The organism is Streptococcus sp. 5905 (assembly GCF_013276505.1).
GTDB lineage: Bacteria > Bacillota > Bacilli > Lactobacillales > Streptococcaceae > Streptococcus.
In genome coordinates this window covers 276,238-300,864 of the sequence record NZ_VMLC01000003.1, presented here as the reverse complement: position 1 = coordinate 300,864, position 24,627 = coordinate 276,238, and the positions used below count along the sequence as shown (strand labels likewise).

Genomic DNA, 24,627 nt, shown 5'->3' with positions numbered 1-24,627 from the left:
CAGTGGGGATTTGAGCAGAGTTTGCTGAAGGTGATAGGTTCAAAGTCAAAGAGCTGGAGTCTAGAAAAGCTAGTTTTTAGGCATGTTTTCTTATCCACAATCTGTGGATAACTTTGTGAACAAGAGAAATAATCAGAGAAAGAGATACGAGATGATGACGAACATAAAACCACATGGGCCATTACCAAGTCAGGCCCAACTAGCTTATTTAGAGGATGAACTAGCTGCCTTTATCCATTTTGGCCCCAATACCTTTTATGACCAAGAATGGGGAAGTGGGCAAGAGGATCCTAAGCGTTTTAACCCGACCAAGTTGGATGCGCGTGAATGGGTTCGGGTACTCAAAGAAACAGGTTTTAAAAAACTGATTTTGGTGATCAAGCATCACGATGGCTTTGTCCTCTACCCGACAGCCCACACAGATTATTCGGTCAAGGCTAGCCCTTGGAGGGATGGAAAGGGGGACTTGCTTCTCGAGGTTTCTCAAGCTGCAACAGAGTTTGACATGGATATGGGAGTGTATTTATCTCCTTGGGATGCCCATAGTCCCCTCTATCATGTGGACCGAGAAGCGGACTACAATGCCTACTATCTAGCTCAATTGAAGGAAATCTTGTCAAATCCTGCCTATGGTAATGCCGGGAAGTTCGCTGAGGTGTGGATGGATGGTGCTCGAGGCGAAGGGGCCCAGAAAGTCAACTATGAGTTTGAAACTTGGTTTGAAACCATTCGTGACTTGCAGGGCGATTGTTTGATTTTCTCAACTGAAGGGACCAGTATCCGCTGGATTGGAAATGAACGAGGCTATGCAGGGGATCCCTTGTGGCAAAAAGTCAAGCCAGACCAGTTGGGGACCGAGGCGGAATTAGATTATCTACAGCACGGAGACCCCTCAGGTACGCTATTTTCAATCGGGGAGGCAGATGTTTCCCTTCGGTCAGGCTGGTTTTACCATGAGGATCAGGATTCCAAGTCTCTCAAGGAGTTGGTCGAGATTTATATTCACTCGGTAGGGCGGGGAACTCCACTCTTGCTTAATATCCCACCGAACCAAGATGGCCTCTTTGACGAAAAGGATATCCAGCGTCTCTATGAATTTGCTGCCTACCGTGATGAGCTCTATAAAGAAGATTTGGCTTTGGGAGCCAAGGTATCTGGTCCAGCTCTATCACCAGACTTTGCCTGTCATCATCTGACAGATGGACTGGAAACTAGTTTATGGGCAAGTGGTGCAGAGTTGCCAATCCAATTAGAGCTCGATTTAGGGGCACCTAAAACTTTCGATGTGATTGAGCTGAGGGAAGATTTGAAGCTGGGGCAACGCATCGCTGCTTTCCATGTTCAGGTAGAGTTGGATGGTGTCTGGCAGGAGTTTGGATCTGGTTATACTGTTGGCTACAAACGTCTCTTACGAGGATCAGTCGTTGAGGCGCAGAAGATACGTGTGACCATTACAGAGGCACAGGCTTTGCCTTTGTTGACTAAGATTTCACTCTATAAAACACCTACCTTATTGAGAAAAGAAGCTGTTCAGCAACTAGAGTTCTCAGAAAAAAGTCTAGTTGTGACTAAGGGAGAAAATGTCCACTTCACAGTGAAGCGAAGAGAATCTAGCAGTCCTTTGGAAGCTAAGATTTCGATTCAACCAGGGACGGGTGTGCATGGTGTCGCCTATCGGGACGAGACTCAAGTCCTTGCGTTTCAAGTTGGCGAGACTGAAAAAAAGCTAACGATACCAACCTTGTATTTTGCAGGAGATAAAAGCTTAGATTTTTATCTGAATTTGACGGTAGAGGGTCAGCTTGTTGATCAACTTCAAGTCCAAGTTTCATAAAAGAAGAACCTTTGCATGATGCAAAGGTTCTTTTGGTTATGAGTGATTTGGTAGCCAGCTGAGGGTGAAGGTCAGTTGCTCAGCTTTCAAGAGGTCTTGGTGTTGAATGCTAGATACTATGGTCTTGTCCAATCGGCATTCTTTGACAAAGTTGAAATGGCTGTAGTTTTGCTCGGCATGGATATCCAGCCATTTATTTTCCTTAGCCAGGTAGATACGGAGATGGTTAAAGAGAGGAATTCCGAGATCGTAACTTGGTTTGCCCGGACAGGTCGGGTAGAATCCAAGAGCTGACCAGATGTACCAAGCAGAGAGACTACCATTGTCCTCATCGCCAGGATAAGCTTCCCAGCTTGGGTGAAAGGCTTTTTGACGCAAGGTCTTGATGAGTAGAGCAGTGTAGTCAGGGTAGTCACTGTAGCGGAAGAGATAAGGGATGTGGAAGCTCGGTTGGTTGGAAATGGCGATTTGCCCAAAAGGAGCGGTAGCCATCTCGCTCATTTCATGAATCTCGTAACCATAGCCGGTGGTTTCAAAGAGAGGAGCGTCCTGACAGGCTTTCAAAAGATAGTTGCTAAATGCTTCTTTTCCGCCCATAAGCTGAATTAAGCCTGGGATGTCGTGGAGGACGCCTAAAGTCGCTTGAATGGCAGAGCATTCGGCGTAGTCGCGTCCCCAACTATAAGGAGAGAAGTCGGGGCGGAAGTTGCCTTGGCTGTCTCGCGCTCGCATGTAACCTGTCTCAGCGTCAAAGAGATTGCGGTAATTTTGTGATGCAGTTCTATAAGTTTCCGCGATGTCATTCTGACCAAGCTTTTCGGCACAGCTGGCGATACAAAAATCACTATAGGCATAGTCTAGGGTATGGCTGACGCTTTCGTGGTAGTCGGTAGAGAGGTAGCCAATCTCTTGGTATTGGGCTAGTCCGTGGCGGCCATTGATGCCGAGAGGGTCGGACTTAGTGGCTGTTTCAAGCATGGCTTGAAGGAGTTCTTTTTCTAGGTCGGGGGCCATGTCCTTGCAGGCGCTGTCTGCGATAATGCCATCTAAAAGGGTACCAGGCATCATACCCCGTTCGTCTGGAGCTAGCCATTTTGGAAGGAATCCAGTATCGCGGTAGCTATTGAGAAAGCCTTCTAAAAAGAGACGATAGTGTTCCGGTATGATAAGGGCAAAGAGGGGAAATGTAGTCCGGAAGGTATCCCAGAAACCATTGTTGCTAAAGAGGACACCGGGCTTGACAGTACCAGTAGCCAGATCCATGTGGATGGCTTGCCCTGATTCATCAACCTCATAAAATGTCTGCGGGAAGAGGAAGAGTCTGTAAAGGCAGTGGTCAAAGAAGGTTCGGTCAGCCTCTCCTGTCTCGATAACGTCAAAACGATGGAGGAGATTTTCCCAGTCCGCTTTTGCACTTGCTTTACAGCTATCAAAGTCCTTTTGAGGTAGATTAAGCAGAGCTTGAGATGGAGAGATGAAAGAAGTTGCTAGCTGGATTTCAGCCTGACTGCTTGCTAAGTCAATTCGCCAGTCTCCACCTTCTTGGCTGACAGCAAGAATATCCTTGTTCATTTGCAGGGCAGTGAATAGTATCAGCGGACTTTTATTGGTCTCTGTTTTACCTTCTTGTCGTAGGGAAAGAGTTCGCTTATCTACTTGCTTGACTGTCAGTTCATCTGCTGCGTGAAGATAGAGGGAGAGGGCTTTGCCTTGCTTTTGCTCTAAGCGAATAGAAGCGCCATAGCAAGTCGGTGTCAGTTGGGTTTCAATCTGATAGCGCAGGGAGAAAATCTTCAGATAATGAGGTTGGAAGGAGGCTTTTTCGATATCATAAGAAGACTGGCGGTGAAAGAGACTGTCTCCCCCAAGCTGGCCTGTGACAGGTGTCAGGAGTAGCCAAGAGTAGTCCCCAATCCAAGGACTGGGCTGGTGGGTTAATCGAATCCCCTGAAAGATGGGCAGATGCGGATCGAAAAACCAAGCTCCCTCCTGGTCACTGGTCTGGGGAACAAAGTAATTCATCCCAAAAGGAACGCCTGTGTAAGGCAGAGTATTTCCCCGAGAGAAGGCATGCTTGCTAGCAGTACCAAAGCGGGTATCGATGGTTTCAAGTAGTGGTTTCATAGTCTTTCCTTTAGCTGTTTTTCTACATTATATCAGAAAAATGAGGCCTTTAGATACGGGGTTCGAAAGTAAGCAATTTTGTAGAAAAATGACTATCATTTGTGTATGTATTTTCTGTCTCAAAAACTATATACTGAACATGAAACTTGTTTGAAAGAGGAAACTGCACGATGATTTATTCAAAAGAAATTGTCAGAGAGTGGCTAGACGAAGTAGCGGAGCGGGCCAAGGACCATCCGGAGTGGGTGGATGTCTTCGAGCGTTGCTATACAGACACCTTGGACAATACGGTTGAAATCTTAGAAGATGGCTCAACTTTTGTCTTGACTGGGGATATTCCTGCCATGTGGCTTCGGGATTCGACAGCCCAACTCAGACCTTACCTTCATGTGGCTAAAAGAGATCCTCTCTTGCGTCAGACCATTGCTGGTTTGGTTAAACGTCAGATGACCTTGGTGCTCAAGGATCCTTATGCCAACTCCTTCAACATTGAGGAGAACTGGAAGGGTCACCATGAGACTGACCACACAGACCTTAACGGCTGGATTTGGGAACGCAAGTATGAGGTGGACTCGCTTTGCTATCCTTTGCAGTTGGCTTATCTCCTTTGGAAAGAAACTGGCGAGACTAGTCAGTTTGATGAGACTTTTGTCGCAGCGACTAAGGAAATTCTTCATCTTTGGACGGTAGAACAAGACCACAAGAATTCACCTTATCGTTTTGTTCGGGATACAGACCGCAAGGAAGATACTCTGGTAAATGATGGCTTTGGACCTGACTTTGCAGTGACAGGTATGACCTGGTCAGCTTTTCGTCCGAGTGATGACTGCTGTCAGTATAGCTATTTGATTCCGTCCAATATGTTTGCCGTAGTAGTCTTGGGTTATGTCCAAGAAATCTTTGCAGAACTAGACATAGCTGATAGCGAGAGTATTATCGCAGATGCTAAGCGTCTCCAGTCTGAAATCCAAGAAGGGATTGAAAACTACGCCTATACCACTAACAGCAAGGGTGAAAAGATTTACGCCTTTGAAGTGGATGGTTTAGGAAATGCTAGCATCATGGATGACCCAAATGTACCAAGTTTGTTGGCTGCGCCTTATCTGGGTTACTGCGATGTCAACGATGAAGTGTATCAAGCAACTCGTCGCACCATTCTGAGCCCTGAAAATCCATACTTCTATCAAGGGAAATACGCTAGTGGTCTCGGAAGTTCTCATACCTTCTATCGCTATATCTGGCCCATTGCTCTGTCTATCCAAGGATTGACAACAAGAGATAAGGCCGAGAAGAAATTCTTACTCGATCAGCTGGTTGCCTGCGATGGTGGTACAGGTGTCATGCACGAAAGCTTCCACGTGGATGACCCAACGCTCTACTCACGTGAATGGTTCTCTTGGGCCAATATGATGTTTTGTGAGTTGGTTTTGGATTATCTAGATATTCGCTAGTCAGTTCTTTAGTTAGATAGAAATAAAAATTTAAGTTAGAATGAGGTTTTACTTCATGGAAAATGTTGTTGTACATATTATCTCACATAGTCACTGGGATCGTGAGTGGTACTTGCCTTTTGAAAGCCACCGGATGCAGCTGGTGGAATTGTTTGACAATCTTTTTGATCTCTTTGAAAATGACCCTGAGTTCAAGAGTTTCCACTTGGATGGCCAAACCATTGTCCTGGATGACTACTTGGAAATTCGCCCTGAAAATCGCGACAAAGTCCAACGTTACATCGGCGAAGGCAAACTCAAAATTGGTCCCTTTTACATCTTGCAGGATGATTACTTGATTTCAAGTGAAGCCAACGTCCGCAATACCTTGATTGGTCAAGCAGAATGCGCAAAATGGGGCAAATCAACTCAGATTGGTTACTTCCCAGATACCTTTGGAAATATGGGACAAGCTCCCCAAATCCTTCAAAAATCAGGTATTCACGTGGCAGCTTTTGGGCGTGGTGTGAAGCCGATTGGATTTGACAACCAAGTCCTCGAAGATGAGCAGTTTACTTCCCAGTTTTCAGAAATGTACTGGCAGGGTGCAGACGGAAGTCGTGTTCTCGGTATCCTCTTTGCCAACTGGTACAGTAACGGGAATGAAATCCCTGTTGATAAGGATAAAGCCCTGGCCTTCTGGAAACAAAAATTGTCAGACGTGCGTGACTATGCTTCGACCAACCAGTGGTTGATGATGAACGGATGTGACCACCAGCCTGTACAGAGGAATCTGAGTGAAGCCATTCGTGTGGCCAATGAACTCTTCCCAGATGTGACCTTTGTGCATAGTTCCTTTGATGACTATGTCCATGCAGTAGAAAGTGCTCTACCTGAGCAACTATCTACCGTTACGGGTGAGTTGACGAGCCAGGAAACAGATGGCTGGTACACACTTGCCAACACTTCTTCATCACGGATTTACCTCAAACAAGCCTTCCAAGAAAATAGCAATCTGCTAGAACAAGTGGTGGAACCATTGACTGTCATCACTGGCGGCCGCAACCATAAGGACCAGCTGACCTATGCTTGGAAAGCCCTTCTACAAAATGCGCCCCATGACAGTATCTGTGGCTGTAGCGTGGACGAGGTTCACCGTGAGATGGAGACACGTTTTGCCAAGGTTAACCAAGTTGGAAATTTCGTTAAGACCAACCTTCTCAACGAGTGGAAGGGCAAAATCGCAACTCACGAAGCGCAAAGCGACCATCTCTTTACCGTCATCAACACAGGATTGCATGACAAGGTTGACACTGTCAGCACAGTGATTGATGTGGCGACTTGTGATTTCAAAGAATTGCACCCAACAGAAGGCTATAAGAAGATGGCAGCCTTGACCTTGCCAAGCTACCGTGTCGAAGACTTGGAAGGGCATGCTGTAGAAGCGAAAATCGAAGATCTGGGAGCTAATTTTGAGTATGATTTGCCAAAAGACAAGTTCCGTCAGGCTCGTATCGCTCGACAAGTGCGCGTGACAGTGCCTGTTCATCTGGCACCACTTTCTTGGACAACCTTCCAATTGCTTGAAGGAGAACAAGAACACCGTGACGGTATTTACCAAAATGGAGTGATTGATACACCATTTGTAACGGTCAGTGTGGATGAAAATATCACAGTCTACGACAAGACAACTCATGAAGCGTATGAAGATGTTGTTCGCTTTGAAGACCGTGGTGACATCGGAAATGAGTACATCTATTTCCAACCAAAAGGAACAGAACCTATCTACGCCGAGCTGAAAGGCTATGAGGTCTTGGAAAATACAGCTCGTTTTGCCAAGATTTTGCTCAAGCATGAATTGACAATTCCAGTAAGTGCAGACGAAAAACTGGATGCGGAACAAAGAGGCATCATCGAGTTTATGACGCGTGAAGCTGGACGCTCAGATGAATTGACAAGCATTCTTCTTGAAACAGAGATGACCGTCTTTGTTGACAATCCACAAATTCGCTTTAAGACTCGCTTTACTAACACTGCCAAAGATCACCGCATCCGTCTCTTGGTCAAGACCCATAACACGCGTCCAAGCAATGACTCTGAAAGCATCTATGAGGTGGTGACAAGACCAAATAAACCAGCAGCTTCATGGGAAAATCCTGAAAACCCTCAACACCAACAAGCCTTTGTCAGCCTTTATGATGATGAAAAAGGAGTGACAGTGGCAAATAAAGGATTGCATGAGTATGAAATCCTTGGAGATGACATCATTGCAGTGACCATTCTTCGTGCCTCAGGTGAGTTAGGTGACTGGGGTTACTTCCCGACACCAGAGGCTCAGTGCTTGCGTGAGTTTGAAGTCGAGTTTACACTTGAGTGCCACCAAGCAGGGGAACGCTTCTCAGCCTTCCGTCGTGCCAAAGCCTTCCAAACACCATTCACTGGTCTTCAAGTTGCTAAACAAGAAGGAAGTGTGGCAGCGACTGGCAGCCTCTTGAGCCATGCGGCGCTCAGCTTGCCACAAGTCTGCCCGACAGCCTTTAAAGTTGCTGAAAATGAAGAAGGATATGTACTCCGTTACTACAATATGAGTCAAGAAAATGTGCGTATATCAGAACACCAACAAACCATTTTGGACTTGCTTGAACGACCATATTCAGTTCATTCAGGACTCTTAGCACCACAAGAAATTCGCACAGAATTGATCAAAAAAGAAGACATTTAACAGTTTTAAAGTGTTTGATAACTAATACTATGAGATAGAAAGGAGGGGCGAAAGAGTAAGTACTAACTACTGCTTCGCCCCTTTTTATGGGAAGAACAATGACCATTGCAACCATTGATATCGGAGGGACAGGGATTAAGTTTGCCAGTCTAACTCCTGATGGAAAAATACTAGATAAGACAAGTACTCCGACACCAGAAAGTTTGGAAGATTTACTAACTTGGCTAGACCAACGCTTGTCAGAGCAAGATTATAGTGGGATCGCTATGAGTGTTCCAGGAGCGGTCAATCAAGAAACAGGTGTGATTGAGGGAATCAGTGCCGTACCTTATATTCATGGCTTTTCTTGGTATGAGGCCCTTGCTCATCATCAGCTACCTATCCATCTAGAAAATGATGCCAACTGTGTTGGACTTAGTGAACTGCTGGCTCACCCAGAGATTGAAAATGCAGCCTGTGTCGTTATTGGGACAGGAATCGGCGGTGCCATGATTATCAATGGCAAGCTTCACCGAGGTCGCCACGGCTTGGGAGGAGAATTTGGCTACATGACAACCATTGAACCAGCAGAAAAGCTTAACAACTGGTCGCAACTAGCGTCAACTGGCAATATGGTGCGATACGTGATTGAAAAATCTGGTCAGACTGACTGGGACGGTCGCAAGATTTACCAAGAGGCCGCAGCAGGCAATGCTCTTTGTCAAGAAGCGATTGAGCGCATGAATCGTAATCTGGCGCAAGGCTTGCTCAATATCCAGTATCTCATCGATCCAGATGTCATTAGTCTAGGGGGCTCTATCAGCCAAAATCCAGACTTCATCCAAGGTGTCAAGAAGGCTGTCGATAACTTTGTCGAGACCTACGAAGAATACACGGTCGCACCCGTTATCCAGGCCTGCACCTATCATGCAGATGCCAATCTTTACGGTGCCCTAGTCAACTGGCTACAGGAGGAAAACCAATGGTAAGATTTACAGGACTTAGTCCCAAACAAACTCAGGCAATCGACTTGCTGACAAAACATATCTCTTTACCAGATGTGGAAGTGGCTGTCACTCAGTCTGACCAAACGTCTATCTCGATTATAGGTCAAGGTGGACACTATCAACTAACCTATCGCAAACCTCACCAACTTTACCGTGCCTTGTCAGTGCTAGCAACAGCTCTAGCAGAAGCTGACAAAGTAGAGATTGAAGAGAAGGCGGCTTATGAAGATTTGGCCTACATGGCAGACTGTTCTCGAAATGCGGTGCTGAATGTGGCTTCTGCCAAGCAGATGATTGAGGTCTTGGCTCTCATGGGCTACTCAACCTTTGAGCTTTATATGGAAGACACCTACCAGATTGAGGGGCAGCCATATTTTGGTTACTTCCGTGGCGCCTATTCAGCTGAGGAGTTGCAGGAAATCGAATCCTACGCCCAGCAGTTTGACATGGCTTTTGTGCCCTGTATCCAGACCTTGGCCCACTTGTCGGCTTTTGTCAAATGGGGTGTCAAAGAAGTGCAAGAACTCCGTGATGTAGAGGACATTCTCCTTATTGGCGAAGAAAAGGTTTATGATTTGATTGATGGCATGTTTGCCACTCTGTCAAAACTGCAGACTCGCAAGGTCAATATCGGGATGGACGAGGCCCACTTGGTTGGTTTGGGACGCTACCTCATATTGAACGGTGTTGTGGACCGTAGTCTCCTCATGTGCCAACACTTGGAGCGCGTGCTGGATATTGCTGACAAGTATGGTTTCCACTGCCAGATGTGGAGTGATATGTTCTTCAAACTCATGTCAGCGGATGGTCAGTACGACCGTGATGTGGAAATTCCTGAGGAAACTCGTGTCTACCTAGACCGTCTCAAAGACCGTGTAACCTTGGTTTACTGGGATTATTATCAGGATAGTGAGGAAAAATACAACCGTAATTTCCGCAACCACCACAAGATTAGCCATGACCTTGCCTTTGCAGGTGGAGCTTGGAAGTGGATCGGTTTTACGCCTCACAACCATTTCAGCCGTCTAGTGGCTATCGAGGCCAACAAAGCCTGTCGTGTTAATCAGATAAAAGAAGTCATCGTGACGGGTTGGGGGGACAATGGTGGTGAGACAGCTCAATTTTCTATCCTGCCAAGCTTGCAAATCTGGGCAGAACTTAGCTACCGCGATAACCTAGACCGTTTGTCTGCTCACTTCAAGACCAATACAGGTCTATCAGTTGAGGACTTCATGCAGATTGACCTAGCTAACCTCTTGCCAGACCTACCAGGCAATCTCAGCGGGATCAATCCCAACCGCTATGTCTTTTATCAGGATGTTCTCTGTCCGATTCTTGATCGACACATGACACCTGAACAGGACAAGCCCCACTTTGCCCAAGCTGCTGAGATTCTGTCAGAAATTAAAGACAAAGCAGGCATCTACGCTTATCTCTTTGAAACTCAGGCTCAGTTGAATGCTATTTTAAGTAGTAAGGTTGATGTTGGACGACGCATTCGTGAAACTTATAAAGTCGGTAACAAAGTCAGCTTGCAGCAAATCGCCAGACAAGAATTACCAAAACTCAGAAGCGAGATTGAACACTTCCATGCCCTCTTTAGCCGTCAATGGTTGAAAGAAAACAAGGTCTTTGGCTTGGATACAGTCGATATCCGTATGGGCGGACTCTTGCAACGAATCAAGCGCGCAGAGAGTCGCATTGAGGCTTATCTGGCAGGTCAGATTGACTGCATTGACGAGCTAGAAGTTGAAATTCTACCATTTACTGATTTCTACGCAGACAGGGACTTTGCAGCCACAACAGCCAACCAGTGGCATACCATTGTGACAGCATCGACGATTTATACGACCTAAAGGCATTTATCACAAACAGTTAAACATCTCCTTTTAAATACATGGAGATGTTTTTTGATTTGGAGATAGGGAAGGAGTATAATGAAGGTAGAAAGATAGTTTGGAGGTCTGACCATGAAAAAGCTACTACTAGTCCTAGCTACTAGCATGCTAGTCTTATCTGCCTGCCATAAAATGACAGAGGATGGAGCAACTAGTCCGTCAATACCAAGGGAGCAACAAACCAAGGAAACAACCAACTATTTTCACTATTTAGCAGATTCCTATCAAAAGGCTCTTTCGCACGAAAAAGAATCCAAGGATACAAGTGTTCAGTCACCTGTGGCTGCCACAGTTGCAGCCATGGAAGAACTCCAGTTATCTAATCCGACTGATCAAGCCTTGATTATGAAGAATTACTTGGATTTTCAGAAGCTAATCCAATACAATACTGAAAAGTGGGAGGAAGAGTTTGCAAGTTGGGCTTCTTCTATGGGGCAGTCCTATCATAGACTAGAGCATAGAAACTTTGATGAAAAAAATGAACTAATCAAAAAATTAGAAACAACAACTGTGTCTCAGAAAAGTGTCAAATGGAATGTTTTTGGAGTATCGAGTGACAATGCTTATGACTACTTGGCTTTGGATGCCTACTATGACAATCAGGACAAACATTTCTACCTATTTACACTGAAGGATGGGCAAGCACAGGTCTTGCATGCCGATAAGACACTGGAAACTATCCCTACTGCAAATTTTGAAGAGACTGAAAACACAGATTTAGCGCAACGTTTTAAGGAATTTCTATTAAAAACAAGTGTAACTACAGAGAGCGAGCCAGATACAGATAATAGTTCTTTAATAGAAAAGATAAAAACAGCCATGGAATCCTATTCGGATAGTAAAGGTGAAAGATTTAAGTCAACTAACTTGGCCACCTACGGTAATTACTATGGACTTGCAGTGCCAGACCAGATAATGCAATTTGGGCAAGTGGATGGGATGAATTATACTTTTAAATGGTATGGCTATATTGCAGGTTCAGGTTCTAGGCGGTTCGATATCCTAGCTTGCTATGTGAATGAAGCAGGGACAGAGGTGATTCTCTTTGGCTACAAGGATGGTAATCCTGCTCTTTTACACACCGAAGGAAGACCAGAGATTGATAAAAATGAATCAGGGGCTATCATAAACGCCCAGGTTCATTTTGTCGAGTTTCATCACCCAATATTAGAACAAGTTTTCAATTAATAAAGCGGAAATACACTTATCATATGCAGAGTGTTTCTCGTGAAACCTATTTCTTATAAAAAACTTCTCCACATAAAATAATTTGTGGAGTTTTTTCTATAATTAGTAGTTTAACCTGACCTTCAAATAGGAGTATACTAATAATGTAATCGTTATCAAACCTAAAAATTCGATAGAATCAGTTTTTAGGAATAAAAAGGGAGGAAATTATGAAAAAGTTTTCAAAGACCTTGAGAGATAACTGGATTTTTCTCTTGATGGTTTTACCAGGGGCTCTCTGGCTGATTCTATTCTTTTACATTCCAGTATTTGGGAATGTGGTCGCCTTTAAAGACTACCATATGACCAGTAATGGTTTCATAGATAGTATTGTGAATAGTAAATGGGTCGGGTTAGATAATTTCAGATTCTTGTTTAGTTCAAAAGATGCCTTTATCATCACTCGAAATACTGTTCTTTACAATCTCGGCTTCATCTTTATCGGTTTGATTGTATCAGTAGGGATTGCCATTATCCTCAGTGAGCTTCGCTCTAAGAGAATGGTTAAGATTTTCCAAACGTCTATGTTGTTCCCTTACTTCTTGTCATGGGTTATCATCAGTTTCTTTACAGATGCCTTCCTAAACATTGACAAAGGGGTTTTCAACCATTTCCTAACATCCATTGGCATGAAGGAAGTCAACTTCTATGCTGACTTAGGCATTTGGCCATATCTTCTCCTTTTCCTAGGAATTTGGAAAGGCTTTGGATATAGCAGTGTCATGTACTATGCGACAATCATGGGAATTGACCCAACCTACTACGAAGCAGCAACAGTGGACGGGGCTAGCAAGTGGCAACGTATTCGCAACGTAACCATTCCTCAGTTGACTCCACTTGTGACAGTTTTGACTATCCTTGCAGTCGGAAATATCTTCCGTGCAGACTTCGGTCTCTTCTATCAAATCCCACACAATGCTGGTCAGCTTTACAATGTAACCAACGTTTTGGACGTATATGTCTTTAATGGTTTGACTCAGACAGCAGATATCGGTATGGCTTCAGCAGCCGGTCTCTACCAATCCGTAGTCGGTTTGATACTGGTTATCCTATCAAACTTGCTTGCAAGACGAGTCGATCCAAACTCAGCTTTGTTCTAGAAAGGAGGAGAATATGGCAGAAAAGAAAATTAAAAAAGAAAAAATCGATAATGTCGGCATTCACTCCTTCAGCAAGAAAGCGGATATCTTCTTTAGTATTATCTCTGGTTTAATCGCTCTTTCTTGTATCTTGCCCTTTATCTTCGTTATCATCATTTCGGTGACAGACGAAAAGAGCATCCTCCAGTATGGATATAGCTTTTTCCCTTCGAAGTTCGGTGTAGATGGATTCCAGTTCCTAGCTCAGTTTAAAGATAAGATCCTCCAAGCGCTCTTTATCTCAGTTTTTGTAACCGTAGTCGGAACAGTGACCAACGTCTTCATTACAACCACCTATGCCTACGCCATCTCACGTACAACCTTTAAGTACCGCAGATTCTTCACAATCTTTGCCCTTCTTAGTATGTTGTTCAATGCTGGTTTGGTACCAGGCTATATCGTGGTGACTCGTTTGCTTCAACTTGGTGATACGGTTTGGGCCTTGATTGTTCCAATGCTCCTCTCACCATTCAACATCATCTTGATGCGTTCCTTCTTCAAGAAGACCATTCCAGAAGCCATTCTCGAATCCGCTCGTATCGATGGTGCCAGTGAAGCACGGATCTTCTTCCAGATCTGTTTACCATTGTCACTTCCAGGTATCGCAACCATCACGCTTTTGACAGCTCTTGGTTTCTGGAACGACTGGTTCAACGCCCTTCTTTACATCAAGAGTGATAACTTGTATCCATTGCAATATTTGCTCATGCAAATTCAGCAAAATATGGACTACATTGCAAAAGCAGTCGGCCTATCTGGCCAACTGGGGGTTGCTCTACCGAAAGAAACAGGACGTATGGCCATGGTTGTGGTTGCAACCCTTCCGATTGCCATTTTGTATCCATTCTTCCAACGCTACTTTGTTAAAGGTTTGACTATCGGTGGTGTGAAAGAATAGCACTTGCTGAGAAACACCGTTTCTCCCTTCCCAACTTCATCTTAGTGACTGAAGTTACAAATCATTAAATCGTTTATAAGTTTTAAAAATAAAAAAAGGAGTTTTTATCATGAAAAACTGGAAAAAATATGCTTTTGCATCTGCTAGCGTAGTCGCTTTGGCTGCAAGTCTTGCTGCTTGTGGAAACCTTTCAGGTAACAACAAAAAAGCTGCTGACTCAGCTTCAGGTGACAAACCTGTTCTTAAAATGTACCAAATTGGTGACAAACCAGATAACTTGGATGAATTGCTAGAAAATGCCAACAAAATCATCGAAGAAAAAGTTGGTGCTAAATTGGATATCCAATACCTTGGATGGGGTGACTACGGTAAGAAAATGTCAGTTATCACATCATCAGGTGAAAACTACGATATCGCTTTTGCAGATAACTATGTTGTAAATGCTCAAAAAGGTGCTTACGCTGACTTGACTGATTTGTACAAGAAAGAAGGAGCAGAGCTTTACAAAGCACTTGACCCAGCTTACATCAAAGGGAACACTGTAAACGGTAAGATTTACGCTGTTCCAGTTGCAGCCAACGTTGCATCATCTCAAAACTTTGCCTTTAACGGCGCTCTTCTTGCCAAATATGGCATTGATATTTCAGGTGTCACTTCATACGAAACACTTGAACCAGTCTTGAAACAAATCAAAGAAAAAGCTCCAGACGTAGTACCATTTGCGGTTACGAAGAACTTCATCCCATCTGATAACTTTGACTACCCAGTACCAAACGGACTTCCATTCGTTATCGACCTTGAAGGAGACACTACTAAGATTGTAAACCGTTACGAAGTACCTCGTTTCAAAGAACACTTGAAGACTCTTCACAAATTCTATGAAGCAGGATACATTCCAAAAGACGTAGCAACAAGCGACACTTCATTTGACCTTCAACAAGATACTTGGTTCGTTCGTGAAGAAACAGTAGGACCAGCTGACTACGGTAACAGCTTGCTCTCACGTGTTGCTAATAAAGATATCCAAATCAAACCAATCACTAACTTTATCAAGAAAAACCAAACAACACAAGTTGCTAACTTTGTCATCTCAAACAACTCTAAGAACAAAGAAAAATCAATGGAAGTGTTGAACCTCTTGAACACTAACCCAGAACTCTTGAACGGTCTTGTTTACGGTCCAGAAGGCAAGAACTGGGAAAAAGTTGAAGGTAAAGAAAACCGTGTCCGCGTCCTTGATGCTTACAAAGGAAACACTCACATGTCAGGTTGGAACACTGGTAACAACTGGATCCTTTACATCAACGAAAACGTTACAGACCAACAAATCGAAGATTCTAAGAAACAATTGGCAGAAGCTAAAGAATCTCCAGCGCTTGGATTCATCTTTAACACTGACAGTGTGAAATCTGAAATTTCAGCAATCTCTAACACAATGCAACAATTCGATACAGCTATCAACACTGGTACTGTAGACCCAGATAAAGCAATCCCAGAATTAATGGAAAAATTGAAATCTGAAGGTGCCTACGAAAAAGTATTGAACGAAATGCAAAAACAATACGACGAATTCTTGAAAAACAAAAAATCATAAGATCAATTGATTTCGTGTATTCATTCCTAATTCCTAAAAATGTGATCACTGCCTTCCTTAGTTCTCTAGGGGAGGTAGTGATTTTTAGGATGTAAAAATGAAAGTAGCAATTCTGAGAGTTTAGGTGATGGGATACACATATATCTACAGGAGGTCTATCATGAAAAGGTATCGTCTTCTTTTTAAAATGAGTGGTGTCTTCTCTTACCTATTTTTCGTATTTGGTCTTTCTCAGCTGACTCTTATCGTCCAAAACTATTGGCAATTTTCTTCTCAGATAGGAAATTTCTTCTGGATTCGAAATATCTTGAGCTTGCTATTTAGTGGAGTCATGATTGGGATTCTTGTTAAGACAGGCCATGGCTATCTCTTTCGCGTTTCGAGAAAAAAATGGCTCTGGTATTCAATCCTAACAGCCCTAGTAGCGGTAGCTCATATATTTTTTAATATTCAAACAGCTAAACATGTCCAGTCAACTGCTGAAGGTTGGGCCGTATTGATTGGTTATAGTGGGACTAACTTTGCCGAGTTAGGTATCTATATAACCCTGTTCTTTCTGGTTCCACTGATGGAAGAGTTGCTCTATAGAGGATTACTTCAACACGCCTTTTTTAAAGATTCGAGATTTGGTCTTGATTTGCTTCTTCCGTCCATTTTGTTTGCTCTCCCTCATTTTTCAAGCCTGCCTAGTCTGTTAGATATCTTCGTCTTTACAACATTTGGAATCATGTTTGCTGGTTTGACCCGCTATACTAAGAGCATTTATCCTTCCTATGCGGTGCATGTGATTAATAATATCGTAGCGACATTACCATTTTTGCTGACTTTTTTACATAGGGTGTTTGGGTAAAATATTAGCATGAGAGTTAGGAATTATAGTTTTTCAATTTATAAGCGAGTTTCAGGAGGAAAATGAGAATGACACCATTAAAATGGTTCGCTGGAGGTAGAGAAAGGCGTTGTGAAGCGATGACCATCATTGATTATCTATTGGAAGATATAAAGGATGTGCCTCAACTTACTCCCTTGAAAAATCAGTTAGTGATTTATAAAAAACGATTAGAGGATGATGGGACCTCTACTCCATTTATTCTGAGCCAAATGAACGTTGACATCTCACGTGTGTTGATTGACAATAAGCTGATTCTGTCAGAAAGTCAAGCTAAGCAAATCAAGAAATTGAGAGAATTATCTGCGATTCGGTATGGGTACTGATGAAGTGCAGTGGCAGGTCTCTCTATATAATTTCCAGTCAAATAAATTGCATTCGTTTTCCCAAGTGGGTATACTAGTATAGTTAGATGAAAAATTCTGAAAATTTAAGAATAGAAAAGAGAACAAATCTTATGGCAAAAGATATTCGTGTCTTACTTTACTACCTCTATACTCCAATTGAAAATGCAGAGCAATTTGCGGCGGATCACTTGGCTTTCTGTAAATCAATCGGCCTCAAAGGACGTATCCTAGTCGCTGACGAGGGAATCAACGGAACCGTTTCAGGTGATTACGAAACAACTCAAAAATACATGGACTATGTTCACAGCCTTCCAGGCATGGAAGACCTCTGGTTCAAGATTGACGAAGAAAGTGAACAAGCTTTTAAGAAGATGTTTGTTCGCTACAAGAAAGAGATTGTCCACCTTGGTTTGGAAGACAACGATTTTGATAACGACATTAACCCACTTGAAACAACAGGTGCTTACTTGTCTCCAAAAGAGTTCAAAGAAGCCCTTCTTGATGAAGATACAGTTGTCCTTGACACACGTAATGATTATGAGTACGACCTAGGGCACTTCCGTGGGGCTATTCGCCCAGACATCCGCAACTTCCGTGAGTTGCCACAATGGGTTCGTGACAACAAGGAAAAATTCATGGACAAGCGCGTGGTTGTTTACTGTACTGGTGGTGTTCGCTGTGAGAAATTCTCAGGCTGGATGGTGCGTGAAGGCTACAAAGATGTCGGTCAGCTTCATGGCGGTATCGCAACTTACGGTAAAGATCCAGAAGTTCAAGGTGAGCTTTGGGATGGGAAAATGTACGTCTTTGACGAGCGTATCGCAGTCGATGTCAACCATGTTAACCCAACCATCGTAGGGAAAGACTGGTTTGATGGAACACCATGTGAACGCTATGTCAACTGTGGAAATCCTTTCTGTAACCGTCGTATCCTAACATCAGAAGAAAATGAAGACAAGTACCTTCGTGGCTGCTCACACGAGTGTCGTGTTCACCCACGTAACCGCTATGTTTCAGAAAATGAATTGACACAAGCAGAAGTTGTTGAGCGCCTAGCAGCTATCGGTGAAAGCTTGGATCAAGTCGCCTCAGTATAAAGTAAACAGCCTTCAGGGGCTGTTTTTCTATGCTTTTTATCTAAAAATCTAAAGTTTGTTTCTGTATCTTTCAGGAAAATAGGTTATACTATATGTAAACGATTTCAAAGGAGGCCAGTTATGGCGAAAACATTTTTTATCCCAAATAAAGAAAGCATTCTAGGACAACAGGAGATTTTGACTGCCAAGTCCATCTTGTCCTTGGTGGAGGACTTGGAGTCACACAGTTATGATGCGGTCTATCTCCGTCAGCCTCTTAACCGTCTCGAGTATATCGAGTGTGGGATTGTAGGCCAGTCGCAATTTCTCTTCAAGGTCAACTATGCGGATAGTCGAAAAGGTTATCAAGTGGTGATCCCAGATTTTCTTACTAGAGCGGACTGGGAGATTGTAGAGACTCTCCTCCAGGCCCTATCTGGCAAGTTGGGGGAAGCGGTAGAAGGGCTAGAAGGATTTGACTTTGAAGCTTATTTCCGACAAACGGTCAAGCATTATCTAGCTGATAAGGCGACTCGTCTAGTCTATTGCCAAGGACTCTTGGCCCCTATCTATCTCAACAAGGAATACCTCGAGAGCTTTTTGGCTGAGGATGGATTGGCACGTTTTGAAGAGTTGGTCAAGAAGGTCCAAGGCTCTGATGCTTACCTTGCCAGTGTGAAATTTTACCCAGATGCTCAAGGTAAGGTGCACGGTATCTATCACCTGGCTCAGGGAGTCAAGACGATTTTGCCAAAGGAACCCTTTGTACCAGTGCCTTATACCGAGCAGCTGGCAGGCAAGGAGCTTGTTTGGGAGATTGACCTAGTGAAGATTTCTGGCGATGGTTCAAAAGCAGAAGACTATGAAGCCATCGCTCGCTTGGATTATGAAAAATTCCTAGAGTCACTACCAAAAGCATTTTACCAGCAATTAGATGCTAATCAATTAGAAATTCAACCCATTCTAGGAAAAGATTTTGAGGAATTGGTAAGCACCGAGTAGCCATTGTTCAAAAAAGAGTAAGCATAAAAATCCCTGTCATTAACAAATGGCAGGGATTTTGGTTAAAAGAAGGTCAGGATGCGAAGGTAGTCCACTGTCAGCGCAAGTTCTGCAATGAAGAAGGGCAAGAGAATGGCACCATCAAGTAAGACAGCTAGCAGGAATCGATAAAATGGGTCGAGGCTACTGGTCTTACTTGGCTTGCTAATCACAAAGAGATTGCCAAGGGCAAAGATGGCCATGCTTAGAAGAGTGAGGATACCAGCAAATCGCAAGCCGCCAAAGAGTGCAAAGAAACTTGCTAGAGCCGTTAGGACAAGCGGGATAGCAAAGAGTCTGCTATACCGATCAAAGGCTTCTTGGAATGTAAAGTCGCTCTCCTGATCCAGCACACGTCGGACAGTAAAGCCTCCCAAAATGATGGAAAAGTAAAATAAAGCGCTAGCGACCAAGATAGAAAGTCCAGCAAAGAGATCTAAAGGTGGGAGCTGGTTAGGAGAGCTATTAGCCATAGAAATCATATAGCCATAGTAGAGGCGCTTGACATGATAGATACTAAAGAAAAGGTTGACCGAAGACAGCAAGGTGAGTAGGGCAAAGACACTATAACGATGCCTTTGGTCCCTAGTCTTGCTAGCGGTTGGTTCTTGGATAGCGTCTAGTAACCAAGTCCAAAATAGTGCGATTTCTTCTTTGAATCGAGCAGTTTTGCGGGGGTCAATGTCTGGGATATAGGGACTCTCTAAAGCCTTGCTGAGGATGCTTTTCTCTTTTACAGAGTTTTCTTGGTTGCGTTCCTCTTCAGCTTTCCCTTCCCCCTGTTCCTCGCTTTGGGTTTCTTCTATCGTTTCTGGATCTTCCTCCTCATGCCTTTCCGACTCTTTAGGTGAGACAGGTGTTTCTTGACTTGCTTGTGGTTCGGTCTCCACAGTTTCCGAAGTCTCTGGTTGGTCGGGTTGGATTTCCGATTTCGTCTGAGCTGATTTCTTTTCAAGATCGGCGCTTTCAAACCATTCTTGTGTCATGGTGGGACCTCCTTTTTTATGGTCGTTTTCTATCTTTAGACTAGCAGATGAAAGCGTTTTTGTCAATGGTTTCTAGATGGAGAAGAGTACTCTTCTTTTGGTAGGTAGATATCTTGGTTGGCTTTTGCAATGAGTAGGTCCTTGACATCGGCTTTTTCCGTTTTATAAGGGTTGGCAAGTTCATTCTCTTTTTGTCCACGATGTTCTTCTTTGGGTTTACGATAGATACCGCCATGCTGAGAAGAAATATCTAGATTGATACGGTCGGTCTCTTTCTGGGAGAGAATGAGTTGTAGAGTGGAATGGGCCTCTAGCGCAACCTTGCCGCGAACCTGGATATTTTCAGCATAGATGTGTGCTCCCTCCGTCTTGACCTGACTATCTGTCAATTCGGTATCAAAGATATTGATGATATGAGGTGCCGTTAGTGTGCTGTTCTTGATAGAACTTTCTGTTAGTCTTAAGAGATAGCCTTTTGTTTTGATGGTTGCATTTTCAAGGTTGGCTTGACGAATATTAGTTTGTCCACGATTGGCTGAGACGGTGATAGCTTGCAGCTTTCTTCCTTTGGGTAGGGAGAGAACGACTTCGTCAAAACGATTAGAATAGTTGCTGGCGATACGAAGTAGGCTTTCGATTCCTGAACCGAGAAAACGATGTTGGGAGGCTTGTTTGTCAGTGACGCTCAGTGTTTTGTCACTCATACCAGTAGTCAAATCGTGACGACCAGACACCGAAGGATGATAGGTGATATGGATCTTGTCATCTACAGACTCTGTGATAGTCAGACTGTGCTCCTCAAGAGTCAAATCAAGTTTTTCCACTTCACTTCCAAAGGTCACTTCTTCGACACGATTGTCATAGACGGGGTCTTTTGACATGGCAAGCAAACTTTGAATACCATTGGACTGAACGCCTGTAACTATCATGATAAAACCAAGGATAGTGGAAACCACACCAAAGATGAGAAATCCTTTCGTCAATTTACGCATGTCTGTCACCTCTCTTTCCTTTTTTAAGAATCCATTGCACCAAGCGGACAATCAGGAGGCCAAAGAAACGAGCTACATAGGAGATGCCTAGTAGAACAAGAGAAGAAGCACCGATAGCAAGCAAACCAGCCCCGAAAATTAAGATAAAGGCAGATTTAGCTTCTACTAGGATGCTAAAACTTTCTACGATAAAGAGTCCGCCCAGCAGGATACCCGTCACAGAGACGGTAAAGAAGGCTAGAATGACGGAGGCAGCTGCGATAAAAAGCCCGATAATGGTTAAGATAATTGCAATTCCAACAGGAATGCCGATAGGGGCTGCTAGTAAGGCAAGAAGGGCAATGTGTAGCAGTTGACGGTCATTCTTTTGAGCAGGGGCTTCATTGACTTTCTTGTCGAGGAGGTTAGAGAGGACATCGTGGGCTGCTTCTTTTGGAGTTCCTAGACTGGCGATGAGCTCTTCTTCGCCCTCTGGACCTGCATCGTCAAATAGTTCCTTAAAGTAGTCCATAGCTTCGATGCGGTCAGCTTCAGGTAGTTTATGGAGATAGGTTTCTAACTGAGTCAGATAGTCAGTTCTTGTCATGGCGGATACTCCCTTCTATGATGCCGTTGACGGTGTCGGTATAGAGCGTCCACTCTTCCTTTAGAGTAACGAGCTGCTCTACGCCCCGACTAGTCAAGGAGTAGTATTTGCGCATACGCCCCTGAAACTCTCTAGAGTAGGTGGTTAGAAAGCTACTGGCTTCCAATTTTTTGAGAATGGGATAGAGCGTAGATTCTTTGATATTGGCGATGAGTTTAATGGTTTGGCTAATCTCATAACCATAAGAATCCCCCTGCTCCAGTACAGCCAAGATGAGAAACTCGATCAAGGCAGAGGATGTTGGGAAGTACATGGGAAACCTCCTTTATATTATATAAAAATTTTATATATACTCTTTTCAAATATATTGTATCTCAAGTTGAAAGCCCTGTCAAGAAATATGTGTAAAAATTTTATATATAAAAAACTCCTAGTAAAAACTAGAAGTTTAGAGGATGTTGTCAGTCTTTATCTAAATTTTATTGTGGATTTCTTATAGTTAATTTCCTTATCCAAAAGTTTCAATAAAGGAGTCACGTATTCAGGATTTGGAAACTTAGGGCCGAAAATGACTTCATCGATTTGAATTGGATTTTCCCGTTCTACATAAAGTTTACCAATTCCAGATTCTTTATCAATTTTGATTTCCTTATTGCTAGGATCTAGGTTCGCATAGCGTAAGATACGAAGTTCGTCCTCATACTTGTAATCCACAGATTTAAACAAGTAACGAATCTCCTCTATACAGTCAGAAATTGCTTTTTTATAAAAATCATCTCCTTTGTTCAAATCCTTATCTATTTTTTCCTTTAAAGCTTCCAAGAATTCTTCTAATTTTTTGATTTCATCGTCGTTGAAGAGTTCCGTTTTTTCTATGCTAAACTCACCACCTGAATCATTGACATAGGCTATTCGGTAGAGATAATCAATATTCCCTTTAGCTACCTTATCTTTTTTTTCAGGTTGGTGCTGTATTTCTTCAATCCTAGCAGAAAAAGTTTGCTCTTTTTTCTTGGCTTCGTTTGCTGAGATTTTTAAATCACTGCTTAATTCCGACATAGACAAATCAATCTTATTAATGAACTCTAGGAATGTAGTTTCTCGACGCCATGAAACATCATTGAAAGAAGTAAATCTTGAGAAATCATCTTCCTTAAGTACCAGACAAACACCCTGTGCATCATCGCCGTATTGGGACCACATAGTCAAGTCATCTGTTTTACTGGTGAAGCTCATTAAAAACCATGGACTAGGATCTAAAATATTTCGCTTTTCGAAGTAGGATGTTCTTTCCCCATCTTTGCTAGGTTCCAATATTTCTTCGATAACTACACCTTCTTCGGGGTCGTTCATATAATTGGCATTATACAAACGAGTTTTTCCAGATACGGAAAACTTTGTATCATCTGTCTTTCCTGTATCTTGATCTAATAAATTTTGGAGAGTTTTTCCTTTGGTATAATGACCAAATTTAAGATTCGAATTTTTATCTTTTGCTTTCAAGCCAAGTTGATACTTGATTTCTTGAACAATTCTATAGATATCTATTAACTGATTGAGCTTATTTTCATCATCTTTATAGTGTTTTATCCAATCCTTTAAAATATCGTATTTTGTATTTATAACAAGGTCAAGATTTAAAGCCCGAATGAGTAGTTTTCTGTCAAAATCATCATTGGAATAAAAACATAGTTTATCTAAAATCTTTGTGATGCTAGTGGATGGAGTATCATTTGTATCTAATGGAGTATCAGGATTGTTTTCTAATATTTCCACTACAATTTTAAATATTTCAACGCTAGAGAGATTTGTTAAGATAGCTAATGTTTGTTTAACTGCATTGTCTATTTTATCTCTTTCATTTTGAAGGTTTGCTAGATTAAATAAAACCTTAGCATATTGTAATGCAATGTCTTCAGATTGCTTGAACTGCTCAAAGATTTGTTTGACTAAATTAGCGGTATTCTTTCTCTCTTCTACATTTCCTTGTTTAGCTGACAAATTGACTAAAGCTTTAGCATATTGTAACGCAACGCCTTCAGACTGTTTAAACTGCTCAAAAATTTGTTTGACTGAATTAACGGTATCGCCTAGTTCTTCTATATTTACTTGTTCAGCTGACAAATTGACTAAGGCCTTAGCATATCGTAACGCAAAGTCTTCAGACTGTTTAAACTGCTCAAAAATTTGTTTGACTGAATTAACGGTATCGCCTAGTTCTTCTATATTTACTTGTTCGATTGACAAATTCACTAAAACCATAGCGTATTGTAACGCAAAGTCTTCAGATTGCTTGAACTGCCCAAAGATTTGTTTGACTAAATTAGCGGTATTCTTTCTCTCTTCTACATTTCCTTGTTTAGCTGACAAATTGACTAAAGCTTTAGCATATTGTAACGCAACGCCTTCAGACTGCTGAAACTGCTCAAAAATTTGTTTGACTGAATTAACGGTATCGCCTAGTTCTTCTACATTTCCTTGTTCAGCTGACAAATTGACTAAAGCCCTAGCATATCGTAACGCAATGTTTTCAGAATGTTGAAACTTTAGGGTTAAAGTTTCTATTTCTGATATGGTTTCTTTACGTTCCTTGCTATCAGTTTGCCTGTTTGAAAGATTGTATAAAACCATAGCGTATTGTAACGCAATGTCTTCAGAATCCTTGAATTGCTCAAAAATTTCTTTGACTAAATTAGAGGTATTCTTTCTCTCTTCAACATTTATTTGTTTAGCTGATAAATTGACTAAAGCCATAGCGTATCGTAACACAATGTTTTCAGACTGCTGAAACTGCTCAAAAATTTTTTTGACTAAATTAGCGGTATTCTTCCTCTCTTCAACATTTACTTGTTCAACTG

At 42.6% G+C, this 24,627-nt stretch carries 19 protein-coding genes; 13 read left to right on the top strand and 6 right to left on the bottom strand.

Annotated elements, in window-relative coordinates; genetic code table 11:
• Positions 1 to 154: 154 nt before the first annotated feature.
• Entirely contained in the window at positions 155 to 1,834 is a 1,680-nt protein-coding gene (locus HT680_RS07075) for an alpha-L-fucosidase (RefSeq protein WP_173259380.1), read from the top strand.
• A gap of 36 nt (positions 1,835 to 1,870) precedes the next feature.
• Here HT680_RS07075 and HT680_RS07070 read toward each other — a convergent pair whose 3' ends face one another.
• A complete protein-coding gene (locus HT680_RS07070; RefSeq protein WP_173259261.1) occupies positions 1,871 to 3,958 on the bottom strand; it encodes a GH92 family glycosyl hydrolase in 2,088 nt (695 codons plus the stop codon).
• Positions 3,959 to 4,128: 170 nt separating this feature from the next.
• Here HT680_RS07070 and HT680_RS07065 point away from each other — a divergent pair, with 170 nt between their 5' ends.
• The 12 genes from HT680_RS07065 (at position 4,129) to HT680_RS07010 (ending at position 19,166) form a co-directional block, all read left to right on the top strand.
• Positions 4,129 to 5,409, top strand: coding sequence for a glycoside hydrolase family 125 protein (locus HT680_RS07065; RefSeq protein WP_173259259.1), 1,281 nt, complete (start codon positions 4,129 to 4,131; stop codon positions 5,407 to 5,409).
• Between the two features lie 55 nt (positions 5,410 to 5,464).
• Positions 5,465 to 8,110, top strand: coding sequence for an alpha-mannosidase (locus HT680_RS07060; RefSeq protein ID WP_173259257.1), 2,646 nt, complete (start codon positions 5,465 to 5,467; stop codon positions 8,108 to 8,110).
• 98 nt (positions 8,111 to 8,208) lie between these two features.
• On the top strand, positions 8,209 to 9,078 hold the full coding sequence (locus tag HT680_RS07055) for an ROK family protein (RefSeq protein ID WP_173259254.1): 870 nt from the start codon (positions 8,209 to 8,211) through the stop codon (positions 9,076 to 9,078).
• Positions 9,072 to 10,952: a beta-N-acetylhexosaminidase gene (locus HT680_RS07050; protein ID WP_173259251.1), complete on the top strand. Its 1,881-nt coding sequence runs from the start codon at positions 9,072 to 9,074 to the stop codon at positions 10,950 to 10,952. Before HT680_RS07055 ends, HT680_RS07050 begins: the two co-directional genes overlap by 7 nt.
• Before the next feature lie 114 nt (positions 10,953 to 11,066).
• Positions 11,067 to 12,182, top strand: coding sequence for a DUF4767 domain-containing protein (locus HT680_RS07045; protein WP_173259249.1), 1,116 nt, complete (start codon positions 11,067 to 11,069; stop codon positions 12,180 to 12,182).
• 209 nt (positions 12,183 to 12,391) lie between these two features.
• Entirely contained in the window at positions 12,392 to 13,321 is a 930-nt protein-coding gene (locus HT680_RS07040; RefSeq protein WP_000714584.1) for a sugar ABC transporter permease, read from the top strand.
• A gap of 13 nt (positions 13,322 to 13,334) precedes the next feature.
• Positions 13,335 to 14,258, top strand: a complete 924-nt coding sequence (locus HT680_RS07035; protein WP_000818344.1) for a carbohydrate ABC transporter permease — start codon at positions 13,335 to 13,337, stop codon at positions 14,256 to 14,258.
• Between the two features lie 109 nt (positions 14,259 to 14,367).
• A complete protein-coding gene (locus tag HT680_RS07030) occupies positions 14,368 to 15,852 on the top strand; it encodes an ABC transporter substrate-binding protein (RefSeq protein ID WP_125416056.1) in 1,485 nt (494 codons plus the stop codon).
• A gap of 160 nt (positions 15,853 to 16,012) precedes the next feature.
• Positions 16,013 to 16,702 (top strand): CPBP family intramembrane glutamic endopeptidase, encoded by a 690-nt coding sequence (locus HT680_RS07025; protein WP_173259247.1) that lies wholly within the window; start codon positions 16,013 to 16,015, stop codon positions 16,700 to 16,702.
• Positions 16,703 to 16,770: 68 nt separating this feature from the next.
• Entirely contained in the window at positions 16,771 to 17,067 is a 297-nt protein-coding gene (locus HT680_RS07020) for a bacteriocin immunity protein (protein ID WP_173259245.1), read from the top strand.
• Between the two features lie 131 nt (positions 17,068 to 17,198).
• Positions 17,199 to 18,185, top strand: a complete 987-nt coding sequence (locus HT680_RS07015) for a rhodanese-related sulfurtransferase (RefSeq protein WP_038805892.1) — start codon at positions 17,199 to 17,201, stop codon at positions 18,183 to 18,185.
• 120 nt (positions 18,186 to 18,305) lie between these two features.
• On the top strand, positions 18,306 to 19,166 hold the full coding sequence (locus HT680_RS07010; protein WP_173259243.1) for a DUF4299 family protein: 861 nt from the start codon (positions 18,306 to 18,308) through the stop codon (positions 19,164 to 19,166).
• 62 nt (positions 19,167 to 19,228) lie between these two features.
• On the opposite strand, the gene HT680_RS07005 is transcribed toward HT680_RS07010, so the two are convergent.
• From HT680_RS07005 to HT680_RS06985, 5 genes are all read right to left on the bottom strand, one after another.
• The gene (locus HT680_RS07005) at positions 19,229 to 20,191 is read right to left on the bottom strand and encodes a stage II sporulation protein M (protein ID WP_173259241.1); all 963 of its coding nucleotides are present in this window, start codon (positions 20,189 to 20,191) and stop codon (positions 19,229 to 19,231) included.
• Between the two features lie 62 nt (positions 20,192 to 20,253).
• Positions 20,254 to 21,183: a DUF4097 family beta strand repeat-containing protein gene (locus HT680_RS07000; protein ID WP_173259238.1), complete on the bottom strand. Its 930-nt coding sequence runs from the start codon at positions 21,181 to 21,183 to the stop codon at positions 20,254 to 20,256.
• Complete coding sequence (locus HT680_RS06995) at positions 21,176 to 21,769, bottom strand: DUF1700 domain-containing protein (protein WP_173259236.1); 594 nt, start codon at positions 21,767 to 21,769, stop codon at positions 21,176 to 21,178. Before HT680_RS06995 ends, HT680_RS07000 begins: the two co-directional genes overlap by 8 nt.
• Entirely contained in the window at positions 21,756 to 22,082 is a 327-nt protein-coding gene (locus HT680_RS06990) for a PadR family transcriptional regulator (protein ID WP_173259234.1), read from the bottom strand. Before HT680_RS06990 ends, HT680_RS06995 begins: the two co-directional genes overlap by 14 nt.
• Positions 22,083 to 22,237: 155 nt before the next feature.
• Positions 22,238 to 24,627: DUF2971 domain-containing protein (locus tag HT680_RS06985; RefSeq protein ID WP_240146467.1), on the bottom strand; the 2,390-nt coding region annotated here is incomplete at its 5' end.

What these genes read in the sequence shown, in the direction of transcription:
- HT680_RS07075 (WP_173259380.1), top strand. Translation starts at nt 155, where the DNA reads ATGACGAACATAAAACCACATGGGCCATTACCAAGTCAGGCCCAACTA.
- HT680_RS07070 (WP_173259261.1), bottom strand. Translation starts at nt 3,958, where the DNA reads ATGAAACCACTACTTGAAACCATCGATACCCGCTTTGGTACTGCTAGC.
- HT680_RS07065 (WP_173259259.1), top strand. Translation starts at nt 4,129, where the DNA reads ATGATTTATTCAAAAGAAATTGTCAGAGAGTGGCTAGACGAAGTAGCG.
- HT680_RS07060 (WP_173259257.1), top strand. Translation starts at nt 5,465, where the DNA reads ATGGAAAATGTTGTTGTACATATTATCTCACATAGTCACTGGGATCGT.
- HT680_RS07055 (WP_173259254.1), top strand. Translation starts at nt 8,209, where the DNA reads ATGACCATTGCAACCATTGATATCGGAGGGACAGGGATTAAGTTTGCC.
- HT680_RS07050 (WP_173259251.1), top strand. Translation starts at nt 9,072, where the DNA reads ATGGTAAGATTTACAGGACTTAGTCCCAAACAAACTCAGGCAATCGAC.
- HT680_RS07045 (WP_173259249.1), top strand. Translation starts at nt 11,067, where the DNA reads ATGAAAAAGCTACTACTAGTCCTAGCTACTAGCATGCTAGTCTTATCT.
- HT680_RS07040 (WP_000714584.1), top strand. Translation starts at nt 12,392, where the DNA reads ATGAAAAAGTTTTCAAAGACCTTGAGAGATAACTGGATTTTTCTCTTG.
- HT680_RS07035 (WP_000818344.1), top strand. Translation starts at nt 13,335, where the DNA reads ATGGCAGAAAAGAAAATTAAAAAAGAAAAAATCGATAATGTCGGCATT.
- HT680_RS07030 (WP_125416056.1), top strand. Translation starts at nt 14,368, where the DNA reads ATGAAAAACTGGAAAAAATATGCTTTTGCATCTGCTAGCGTAGTCGCT.
- HT680_RS07025 (WP_173259247.1), top strand. Translation starts at nt 16,013, where the DNA reads ATGAAAAGGTATCGTCTTCTTTTTAAAATGAGTGGTGTCTTCTCTTAC.
- HT680_RS07020 (WP_173259245.1), top strand. Translation starts at nt 16,771, where the DNA reads ATGACACCATTAAAATGGTTCGCTGGAGGTAGAGAAAGGCGTTGTGAA.
- HT680_RS07015 (WP_038805892.1), top strand. Translation starts at nt 17,199, where the DNA reads ATGGCAAAAGATATTCGTGTCTTACTTTACTACCTCTATACTCCAATT.
- HT680_RS07010 (WP_173259243.1), top strand. Translation starts at nt 18,306, where the DNA reads ATGGCGAAAACATTTTTTATCCCAAATAAAGAAAGCATTCTAGGACAA.
- HT680_RS07005 (WP_173259241.1), bottom strand. Translation starts at nt 20,191, where the DNA reads ATGACACAAGAATGGTTTGAAAGCGCCGATCTTGAAAAGAAATCAGCT.
- HT680_RS07000 (WP_173259238.1), bottom strand. Translation starts at nt 21,183, where the DNA reads ATGCGTAAATTGACGAAAGGATTTCTCATCTTTGGTGTGGTTTCCACT.
- HT680_RS06995 (WP_173259236.1), bottom strand. Translation starts at nt 21,769, where the DNA reads ATGACAAGAACTGACTATCTGACTCAGTTAGAAACCTATCTCCATAAA.
- HT680_RS06990 (WP_173259234.1), bottom strand. Translation starts at nt 22,082, where the DNA reads ATGTACTTCCCAACATCCTCTGCCTTGATCGAGTTTCTCATCTTGGCT.